The following is a 10,386-nucleotide window of genomic DNA, read 5'->3' as shown; positions in this document are numbered from 1 at the left end:
ACGGGCAGCCGCTGACGGTTCTGTACAGGTCTATTGCTGAATTCGGCTGGTAACTTTTCCGCCATTGCAGGTTGTACCCGACCTCTGTATTTCTGCCGCCCGGTACGGTGCAGGCCTGCCCTTTTGCGGGCACGTACACCGCAACGGCCTGGTAGGCAAAGTCTGGCGGTAAATCTGCCGTAAAAATAAACGTGTTCGGCTGTGTGTTGGCGCAACCTGCCGTCATCGCCAGGCCGCTCAAACTTGCAATGCGCAGGGCATATTTCATAGCGGCGTATCCCCTTTCCAGAACGCCGCCATCAGGCGCACCCGTTCAAAATGCTCGTCGGGGCTTTCAGCTGAACGTACTTGCCAGTACGGCGCCAGCGCCTGGGCGGGTGCTTGCAGGTGCTGGGTCAGTAAAAACTCCAACTGTTCGGGCGCCTGCCAGTGCCAGGCCTCGGCCTGATCGAGCGTGGCACGCAACCACGCCTCCGGGTCCTGTTGCTCGGCCAGTGTGGCGAAGGCTTGGACATGCTCGGCCAACAGGAAGCGACGGGCATTGAGGAGGCGCGTTTGCATCGCTTGCTGCGGGGCCACAGGCACCTGCAGCCAAAGAGGCGAATCGGGCACCGGGTATGTCCCAGGGGCCGGGTTGTAGGTGCTTGCCCAGCGAGTGCCCTGCCAATAGCAGACACTTATCGCTGGCCCGAGGTAGGCCGGATAGGCTTCAACGGGCAGGTGTTTGAGCGCGCGGGCCAGGACACGGTTGTCATGGAAACGGTACAACGCCTGATGGGGGCGTTCTCCGATGATCAGCCGTTCACGCCAGTGCTCCACCAGCGTAGGCAGCTCCCCTTTGGGAAGGCTGGCAAGCCACCCCCAGTGGCTGTCCGGTCGGTCGAGCAATTCATTGATGTGTTCGTCGCCGGGCCGATCGAAGGTGAAGACAAAGGGGCCGGCGTCAGCGAGGTCAGCAACCAGTGTTTGACCGTATACGCTCAGGTACTGGTCGGGACGACTGTTCTTGAGCAATGCCTGGCGCGTGTGACGCTCATTTTCTGAGTCGAGGGTGAGACACAGGGCATGGCCGAGGCGTTGCTGTTCGATCAACCATTGATGGGGGAGTGAGCGAGTCATGCGGCGGCGACTTCCGTTGGGCAGAGACCCTCGCGGCAGGCCTCGCAGATCGGACAAAAGTCCAATCCCGCTGCTTTGCTGGCTGTTATCAGCGCGCGTTGAGTGGGGGCGAGTACTGGGGCTGGAGCCGCCAAGGGATCCGTCAAACCGGGTGTGAATGATGAAGCGGTGGCGCCGGCCATGGGGGCGCCACCGAGCTGGATTTCACTGCTGCTGTAGATACCGCTGTGGTCGATCAGGATGTGCTGGCCCCCGGCTTTCAAACTGAGGGTTGCGCCTGCTTCAAGGACCACATGGGCACCTGCCTTGATATGTATTTGCTGCCCGGCCTCGACAGCCAGTGTCTGATCGACACGGGTGTGGCGGTTGGCGACGCGCAGGTAGTCATTGCCTTCGACCTGGACCGTACGATCGGCGGCGGTGGTCCGATGTTCCTCGGCGTGCAGAACGGTAATGCTGTTGCCCCTGATGGTCTCCCGCCGCTCGTTGCCAATCTCCAGTCGGCTGTCGTTTTCGATCTTCTGTTGCATGTCACGCTGGGCCCGTAGATAGATCAGCTCCTGACCGGCGCGGTCTTCCAGGTGCAGCTCATTGAAACCTTTGCTGCCCGGCGAGCTGCAAGAGCGAAACACGGTGCGGGTCTTGTGCGCAGGCAACGGGTAGGGCACAGCGTTGGCGCTGTTGGTCAGGCATCCACTGATCAGGGGTTTGTCGGGATCGCCTTCCATGAAGGTCACCAACACCTCCATGCCCACCCGCGGGATGGTCACGCCCCCGTAGCTGTTGCCCGCCCAATTGGAGGCGACTCGCAACCAACAGCTGCTGCCATCGTCGAAGTGTCCCGCCCGATCCCAGAAAAACCTGACCTTGACCCGGCCATACGGGTCGCAGTGGATCTCTTCACCCTTGGGCCCCGTGACGATCGCCGTCTGGCTGCCCGATACGCGTGGTTTTGGGTAAACCCGCTGCGAACGAAAGATTGCATCCCAAGGCGTGGCAACGAAGTGATTGCGATAGCCCTGCTTGAAGTGATCTTCAGTCCTGCCCGTGTCGCTGGGGGTGATTTCCTCCAGCACCTGCGGTTGTTTGCCTTCGTGATGCACTTCGGTCAGGAGCCATAGATCATTCCATTCCTGGCGAGGGTGCCCGCTCAATGTCAGGAAGTGCCCCGTCCTCAGTGCCGGCTGATCACTCTTTCCTTCGGCCTGGCAGTAGTCGGCGCGATGACGTTCCAAGGCCCGCCGGCTCAATAACCTGCCGCGTTTTTCCTGGGTAAAGTCGCCCGGATAATCATAGGCCTCCAGGTCTGGTTGGATCTTTTCGACGCCGGGCTGACAGCTGGTCTCCAGTAGGAATGTCGTCTTCTCGAAATCGTAATCACGGCGCGTGACGCGGCTGGTCCGGGTCTCCAGTCGCAGGCCAAATCGATGGATGACCGGCTCGTCGTCAACCATGCCGCTGCCGAGTTTATAAACGGTGCGGTGCTCAAGCCGGGGGAATACGGTCTGGTCATCACCAAATACCAGATGATGGCCCGACTGACTGTGCTGGAAGTGATAATGCAGGCCTTCTTCGTGACACAGGCGCTCGATGAAGTGCAAGTCGGATTCGCGATACTGCACGCAGTAGTCCCGTGGCGAATAACTTGCACTCAACTGGAAGCGATGGGCATCGGTGAGAATGCCGTGCTCCTTGAGGATCGACGTAATGATCTGCGCAACACTGACGTGTTGGAAAATGCGCTGGTTGGTACGGTGTTCCAAGTAAGCCAATCGTGGAACCAGTCTTATCTTGTAATGCGTCAAGCGTTTGCCTGTGTCGCCTTGTACAACACGATAGATCAGCCCGTGAACACCGCTCCCCTGTTTGTTGAATGCAAGAAATGCCTGCTGGTTTAGCAAGTACTCCAAATCCATATCGCTTTGTTCGCTGACGAGCTCGATATCGAACGAATAAGGCGTGCTGACGGCTTCGCAGCCTTCGAAGGCCATCACTTGGAGGTCATGTTCGAGGTCAGGAATGATGAGATGAAAGTTGCACAAATCAGGGGTGTGGAACATTCGCGGGTCCTTGGGCGTTGGCTTTGACTCCTGATCACATTGAAGCAGTCTTGATGAGGAAACGCGCAGAGGCGCGTAAAAAAAGAAAAGGATGTAGGAGTTCTCTTTGCGGCAAGTAGGAACTGAGAATGAAATAATTTGAAGTGATTTTAAGTTGGCTAGATGGAGGCTCGATATTGACAGAAAAAAATCAGCTTTGAGGTTTCGGATGGGGTAAATTTTTTTAAAAAAAAGAAAAGTCCTACTTTTTTATTTTTAAAACCTTGGCATTCTTCGCTGCGTTCCGCTGGGAGGGGACGGCGTGAGTTATTGGGGGGCTTGATTGTATTTGGCGAAACTTCCTACAAGTGAAACCGAATATTTACCTTGAATAACCATGTCGCCAAAACTGCCATGTCACAAACTGAATTTTCTTAACGGGGTCGTGAATGTCGTATTCCGGAAAACTGTCCGCCCATTATCTGGCTCTCGCCAAAACGCCCATCTCCAAAGAGGGTTTTGCGGGTGCGGACGTGCGTTTTTCGAATGAATACGAGGCGTTGGAAAGCGAGCTGGGCAAAGCCCAGTCGATGCACGAAAGCGGCCAGGTCGACTGGCTGAAGATCCGTGAAGGAAGTGAAGCGCTGTTGCGTACCCAGTCGAAGGACTTGCGGGTGGCGGCCTGGCTGGTTTGGGCGCTGTATCAGCGTGAATCTTTCCAAGGGTTGCTGGCAGGTCTCTGTCTTTTGCACCAGTTGTGTAAAAACCATTGGCCTGACATTCATCCGGCTAAAAATCGAACCCGTGCCGCCGCCATCAATTGGTTGTTGCCTCGCCTGGAGCAGGCGTTGGGCGATGACGTTGCGATCAAGGAGCAGTTGCCGCTGTTCCGCCATCTGACGGAACAACTCGAAGGACTCGATACCGCTTGCACCGCCCACCTGGGTGATGACGCGCCTCTGCTGCTCCCATTGTGTCGGCGCCTCAACACGATGATCCAGCGTGCCGCAGACAACCTGCCGCAGGCGGGTGCCATTGGGACGGTCGTGGCCCAAGTGAAGCAAGTTGCCACCCAACTGCTCACGCCCGGCGCTCCGATCGAAAACGAAAAAGAAGCCTACAAGGCCCTGCGCGCCCAGCAGGAAAGCGCGGGGCCGTTATGCATCTGGTGGCTCAAACAAAAAGCAACCGACGTTCGGGCCCTGCGCCTGAATCGAACTTTGACGTGGCTGAACATTGACACCATGCCCGAGCGCAATGCCGAGCAGATCACGCAGTTGCGTGGACTGCCGGCGGACAAACTCAAGGCTTACCAGGACCGTCTCCACCAGGATGATTACGCGAACCTGCTGGTGGAGATCGAGGCCAGCCTGGCGAAGGCACCCTTCTGGTTCGATGGCCAGAGGCTTGCCTGGGAGTGCCTGCAAGGGTTGAACGCCGAGTTGGCCATGCGTGAAGTGGAGGTCCATTTCGCGCTATTCATCCAACGCCTGCCGGGCATCATCGAGTTGCGTTGGCATGACGGTGCGCCGTTCGCCGATCCCGCCACCCGCGCCTGGATCGCGTCCCAGGTCATGCCTCACCTGCAAAACCCCGGCATGGCGCCAGAAATCGATACCGCCCACAACGATGCGCCTTGGGAGCTGACGCTGGAAGAGGCCCAGTCGATCCTGCCCAAGGATGGCCTCAAACCCGCCGTCCAGTTACTCAGGCAAGGCATGCAAAACGCTTTTGGGGCACGCGATTGTTTTCTCTGGCGCTTCGCGATGGCTCGCTTGTGCTTCTCGGCGAGGAAGTACGAACTCGCCAAAGTCCAGCTGGAAGCCCTCGATCGAACGCTGCAACACGCAGGCTTGAATACCTGGGAGCCCAGCCTGGAGTTGCAGGTACTGCATTTGTTGCACAACTGCTGCGAGTTATTGCCTCAGAACCACGTCGTACGCGAGTGCAAGGAAGAGACCTATCGCAGGTTGTGTCACCTCGACCTGGAACGGGTCATTGAATAGACCTCCGGGTCCAAAATCGTAAGGAGAAAGTCATGGCCAAAGAAGGCTCGATCGCCCCCAAGGAACGCATCAACGTCACCTTCAAACCTGCCACCGGCGGTGCCCAGGAAGAAATTGAACTGCCGTTGAAACTATTGGCGATCGGTGATTACACCCACCGCAGGGATGAACGCAAGATCGAGGACCGCAAGCCGATTGGCATCGACAAGATGACCTTCGACGAAGTGTTGGCCAAGCAAGAGCTGAACCTGACCCTGAGCGTACCGAATCGTCTCCAGGAGGAAAGTGAAACGCAAGAGTTGGCTGTACAGCTGCGTGTGAACTCGATGAAGGATTTCAACCCGGCGAGCCTGGTCGAGCAAGTGCCGGAGCTCAGCAAGCTGATGGAGCTGCGCGACGCCCTGATGGCGCTCAAAGGGCCATTGGGTAACGCGCCAGCGTTTCGCAAGGCCATCGAAGGTGTACTCGGCAATGACGATTCCCGCCGCCGCGTATTGGATGAGCTGGGTCTGAACACCACAGCGAAGAGCGCTTGATTCTTTCAGCCAAGGAAGCCGAAACATGAGTACCCATGCCGTACAGCAGCAAAGCCAGGACAACGCCGATTACAGCATTCTTGAGAGCATCATCGCCCAGACTCGCCTGACCCCGGACGATGACGCCTACGACATTGCCAGGCGAGGCGTCTCTGCGTTCATCGAAGAGTTGCTCAAGCCGCAAAACAGCGGCGAGCCAGTCAAGAAAGCCATGGTTGACCGCATGATCGCCGAGATCGATGCCAAGCTCAGTCGCCAGGTGGACGAAATCCTCCACCACCCGCAATTCCAGGCCTTGGAGTCGGCATGGCGCGGTTTGCAGTTGCTGGTGGATCGCACCGACTTCCGCGAAAACATCAAGATAGAAATGCTCAACGTTTCCAAGAACGATTTGCTGGACGACTTCGAGGATTCGCCAGAAGTCATGCAGTCGGGCCTGTACAAGCATATCTACACCGCTGAATACGGTCAGTTCGGTGGGCAGCCGGTAGGGGCGGTCATCGCCAACTACTTCATGTCGCCAAGCTCGCCGGACGTGAAATTGATGCAGTACGTGTCCAGTGTCGCCTGCATGTCCCATGCGCCGTTCATCGCAGCGGCCGGTCCGAAGTTCTTTGGCCTGGAAAGCTTCACCGGCCTGCCGGACCTCAAGGACCTGAAAGACCACTTCGAAGGTCCGCAATTCGCCAAGTGGCAAAGCTTCCGTCAATCGGAAGATGCTCGCTATTTTGGTTTGACCGTACCGCGCTTCCTGTTGCGCACCCCCTACGATCCGCAAGAGAACCCGGTCAAGTCATTCGTCTACAAGGAAACAGTTTCCAACAACCACGAGCACTACCTGTGGGGCAACACGGCATATGCGTTCGGTACAAGGCTGACCGACAGCTTTGCCAAATTCCGCTGGTGCCCGAACATCGTCGGTCCTCAAAGCGGTGGCGCGGTTGAAGACCTGCCGTTACATCACTTCGAAAGCATGGGTGAGATTGAAACCAAGATCCCGACCGAAGTGTTGGTGTCCGACCGACGCGAATACGAATTGGCCGAGGAAGGCTTCATCTCCCTAACCATGCGCAAAGGCAGCGACAACGCCGCGTTCTTCTCCGCCAGTTCCGTGCAGAAGCCGAAGTTCTTTGGTAACGGCGCCGAGGACAAGCATGCAGAGCTGAACTACAAGCTTGGCACTCAGTTGCCCTACATGATGATCGTCAATCGGCTGGCTCACTACTTGAAGGTCCTGCAGCGCGAGCAATTGGGGTCATGGAAAGAGCGCACGGACCTGGAGCGAGAGCTCAACAACTGGATCCGCCAGTACGTGGCCGACCAGGAGAACCCGAGCGCCGAAGTGCGTGGCCGCCGTCCGCTGCGTGCAGCGAAGATCGTTGTCAGCGACGTGGAAGGTGAGCCGGGCTGGTATCGCGTAGGCCTGAACGTACGGCCTCACTTCAAGTACATGGGGGCCGATTTCACGCTGTCCCTGGTTGGCAAGCTGGACAAGGCGTAGGCGCGCTCATGACTTATGGCAGCCTTTTCGAACGCCTGGCCGGTGATTCAGAAAAGCGCGCGGGTTTGAGCCGCGAGGTGTGTGTCGTGACATCGGTGGCTGCGCATCTGGCCAGGATGCTCAGCACCCGGGCGGGTAGCGTGCAGACGCTAGCCGATTATGGGCTACCGGATCTCAATGACATGCGCCTGAGCCTGCACGACGCGGGGAGCCAGGCCCGCAAGGCGATCGAGACCTTCATCAAGGCCTACGAGCCACGCCTCAGGAATGTCTGTGTCGTTTCAATGCCCGGTCATGCCGATCAGCTTCGCCTGTCCTTCAGCATCGATGCGTTGCTGGATGTGGAGGGGATCAGGCGGCAGGTCAGTTTTTCCGCGTGCCTGGACGCCAGCGGTCAGGTCAAGGTCAGACAAGGATAGCCATACATGTCGTTCAATCATTACTACCAGAGCGAGCTGACGGCGCTCCGCCAGCTGGGTCGACGTTTCGCTGAGCGTAACCCGGCGTTGGCCCCCTTTCTGGGGCAGCCCGGACGGGACCCGGATGTGGAGCGGCTGCTGGAGGGGTTTGCATTCCTGACCGGGCGGCTGCGCCAGAAGCTCGATGACCAATTGCCGGAGCTGAGCCATTCGCTGATGCAACTGTTGTGGCCAAACTACATGCGGCCGCTGCCGGCCTTCAGCATCTTGCAGTTCGATCCGCTGCAGCGGTCCGGCCCGGCACTGCGAGTGGAACGTGATACACCAGTCGAAAGCAAACCTGTGCAGCAGGTGCGTTGCCGTTTCCTGACGTGCTACCCAACCGAGGTGCTGGCACTTGATCTGACCAGGTTGAGTTATTCAGTGAAAGGGGAAGGGTCGCTGTTGAGCCTGCGCCTGGAAATGTGTTGCGACGGTCATTTGGGCGAACTGCAACTGAGCCAATTGCGTCTGCACTTGACCGGCGAGCGTTACATCAGCCAGATGCTCTATCTCAGCCTTTTGCACAACCTTGAAGGTATCGAGCTGATCCCGCTGGACGCTGCCGGCGGGGCCCTAAGGGCTGCAGATGGCAGCCCCATGATGTTCAGGATCCCAGCCGATCGCGTCCAGCCAGTAGGGTTTGCCGAAGAGGAAGCGCTGATCCCGTATCCGCTGAATACCTTTCGCGGCTATCGCTACCTGCAGGAATATTTCGCTTTCCAGGACAAGTTCCTGTTCGTCGACGTCAATGGCCTGGACGTGATCAAGACTGCGCCCCCCAGCAGCGTCGAACAGATGCGAGGCCTGGAACTGCGCTTCGATATCGGTAAAAGCGGTATCCAGCCGATGCGTCCGACACTGGATAACATAAAGCTGTACTGCACGCCGATCGTCAATCTGTTCAAGCATGACGGCCAGCCAATCCGCCTGGACAGCAAACAGGACGAATACCTGTTGCTGCCGGCCGATTATGACCAGGAGCACTGCGGCGTGTTCTCGGTCGAAAGCGTCACTGGCTGGAACCCGGGCGGCCTGGGTTATCAGGCCTATGTGCCGTTCGAATCCTTCGAGCACGATTCAAGCTTCGATGTGCCCCACAGCCGACCCTACTACAGCGTTCGCCAGCGCCCTTCATTGCTGCACGGTGGCCTGGATACCTGCCTGAGCTTCGGCGTCCGGCACACTCACCCCCATGAAACCTTGTCGATCGAGTTGATGTGCACCAACCAGAACCTGCCGCGCCAGCTCAAGCCGGGTGACATCGACCAGCCCGGTGAAAAAAGCCCCGAGTCGCTGAGTTTCCGCAACATCGGGCCGGTCACTTCGAGCTTCGCTCCCCCGCTCAATCGCGATGTCCTCTGGAAGCTGATCAGCAACATGTCACTCAACTACCTGTCGCTGGCGGACGTCAATGCACTCAAGGTGATTCTCGAAACCTATGATTTTCCGCGCTACTACGACGAGCAGACAGAGAAGGTCAGCAAGCGTTTGCTGGACGGGCTCAAGTCGATCAGGCACCAGCATGTCGACCGCCTGCATCGAGGCTTGCCGGTTCGTGGTTTGCGCACCGAGCTGACCATCGACCCCCAGGGTTACATCGGCGAGGGCGACCTGTTCGTCTTCGCTTCGGTCCTCAACGAATTCTTCGCGCTTTATGCCAGCCTCAATTCGTACCACGAACTGCGGGTGAACAGCACACAAGGAGAGGTCTATCAATGGACACCCCGCATGGGCCAGCAACCGCTTCTATAAGCGTGCTGACGCGAGGGATACGCGAGTACTCGCTATTTCAGGCCGTGTTGTTGGTCGTTGATCGGCTGCGCGAGGCTCACCCAGACCTGGATGATGAGGCGTTGTATGACCGGCTGGAGTTCCAGGCCAACCCAAGCCTGGGGTTCCCCGCCAGTGACATCGATCGTGTGGAGTTTTTCGAAGAACACGGCCAGATGCGGGCGCGCCTGGGCATGAACCTGATCAGCCTGGTAGGGGGAGGGTCGCCGCTACCTGCGTTCTATGGTGAACAGGCCCTGGGGGAGGAGGATGGCAATCCAACGCGCGACTTCCTCGACGTCTTTCACCACCGTCTTCAACGGCTGATGCTACCGATCTGGCGCAAGTATCGTTACTGCGCAAGTTTTCAGAGCGGCGCGCAAGACCCGTTTTCCGAACAGCTGTTTGCGCTGATTGGCCTGGGTGGCGAAGACATTCGCAAGGCCAGTCAACTGAACTGGAAACGTCTGCTGCCGTACTTGGGCCTGCTGAGTCTTCGTGCTCATTCGGCGGCTCTGATCGAGGCCGTGCTGCGCTATTACTTCAAGCATGCCGAACTGAACCTCGAGCAGTGCATCGAGCGACGTGTGGAGATCCTTGGGGAACAGCGCAATCGCCTGGGAAGCGCCAATAGCCTGCTGAGCCAAGACCTGGTGCTGGGTGAACAAGTGCGCGACCGCAGCGGCAAGTTCCGGATCCATATCAGCGAACTGGACTGGCAGCGTTTTCACGAATTCCTGCCTATCGGCAGCGGTTACCAGCCGTTGTGCTCGCTGGTGCGCTTTACCCTGCGTGATCCCCTCGAATATGACATTCGCCTGGTCCTGCGCCGGCAGGACATTCGTGAGCTGTGCATCGGGGAACAGAATACCTGCCGCCTGGGATGGACCAGCTGGTTGGGACACGAGCGCGCCGATGGCGTGGTGACCCTCGGCAGCAAAATTCATTAGGAAT

At 58.1% G+C, this 10,386-nt stretch carries 8 protein-coding genes and 1 pseudogene; 6 read left to right on the top strand and 3 right to left on the bottom strand.

Annotated features, from left to right (window positions below; translation table 11 throughout):
* The 3 genes and pseudogenes from AC09SL_RS22995 to AC09SL_RS22985 form a co-directional block, all read right to left on the bottom strand.
* Window positions 1-268, bottom strand: a pseudogene (locus AC09SL_RS22995) (hypothetical protein); the annotation flags it as partial.
* On the bottom strand, window positions 265-1,119 hold the full coding sequence (locus tag AC09SL_RS22990; RefSeq protein ID WP_058542671.1) for a DUF4123 domain-containing protein: 855 nt from the start codon (window positions 1,117-1,119) through the stop codon (window positions 265-267). The gene AC09SL_RS22990 and the pseudogene AC09SL_RS22995, both read right to left, overlap by 4 nt.
* Window positions 1,116-3,179, bottom strand: a complete 2,064-nt coding sequence (locus AC09SL_RS22985) for a type VI secretion system Vgr family protein (protein WP_058542670.1) — start codon at window positions 3,177-3,179, stop codon at window positions 1,116-1,118. The genes AC09SL_RS22990 and AC09SL_RS22985 overlap by 4 nt, the downstream gene beginning before the upstream one ends.
* 428 nt (window positions 3,180-3,607) lie before the next feature.
* Here AC09SL_RS22985 and tssA point away from each other — a divergent pair, with 428 nt between their 5' ends.
* From tssA to tssG, 6 genes are read left to right on the top strand one after another with little or no spacing between them, the layout of a single operon-like run.
* Window positions 3,608-5,164, top strand: coding sequence for a type VI secretion system protein TssA (gene tssA, locus AC09SL_RS22980; RefSeq protein WP_058542669.1), 1,557 nt, complete (start codon window positions 3,608-3,610; stop codon window positions 5,162-5,164).
* A 32-nt stretch (window positions 5,165-5,196) separates the two neighbouring features.
* Window positions 5,197-5,700, top strand: coding sequence for a type VI secretion system contractile sheath small subunit (gene tssB / locus AC09SL_RS22975; protein ID WP_058542668.1), 504 nt, complete (start codon window positions 5,197-5,199; stop codon window positions 5,698-5,700).
* 25 nt (window positions 5,701-5,725) lie between these two features.
* Complete coding sequence (gene tssC / locus AC09SL_RS22970) at window positions 5,726-7,201, top strand: type VI secretion system contractile sheath large subunit (RefSeq protein WP_058542667.1); 1,476 nt, start codon at window positions 5,726-5,728, stop codon at window positions 7,199-7,201.
* An 8-nt stretch (window positions 7,202-7,209) separates the two neighbouring features.
* Window positions 7,210-7,620 (top strand): type VI secretion system baseplate subunit TssE, encoded by a 411-nt coding sequence (tssE, locus tag AC09SL_RS22965; protein WP_058542666.1) that lies wholly within the window; start codon window positions 7,210-7,212, stop codon window positions 7,618-7,620.
* 6 nt (window positions 7,621-7,626) lie between these two features.
* Complete coding sequence (gene tssF / locus AC09SL_RS22960) at window positions 7,627-9,414, top strand: type VI secretion system baseplate subunit TssF (protein ID WP_058542665.1); 1,788 nt, start codon at window positions 7,627-7,629, stop codon at window positions 9,412-9,414.
* Window positions 9,378-10,382, top strand: coding sequence for a type VI secretion system baseplate subunit TssG (tssG, locus tag AC09SL_RS22955; RefSeq protein ID WP_058542664.1), 1,005 nt, complete (start codon window positions 9,378-9,380; stop codon window positions 10,380-10,382). The genes tssF and tssG overlap by 37 nt, the downstream gene beginning before the upstream one ends.
* The last annotated feature ends 4 nt before the right edge of the window (window positions 10,383-10,386 follow it).

This window comes from Pseudomonas sp. PF05 (assembly GCF_056521845.1).
This window is presented reverse-complemented; position numbering and strand designations above follow the sequence as displayed.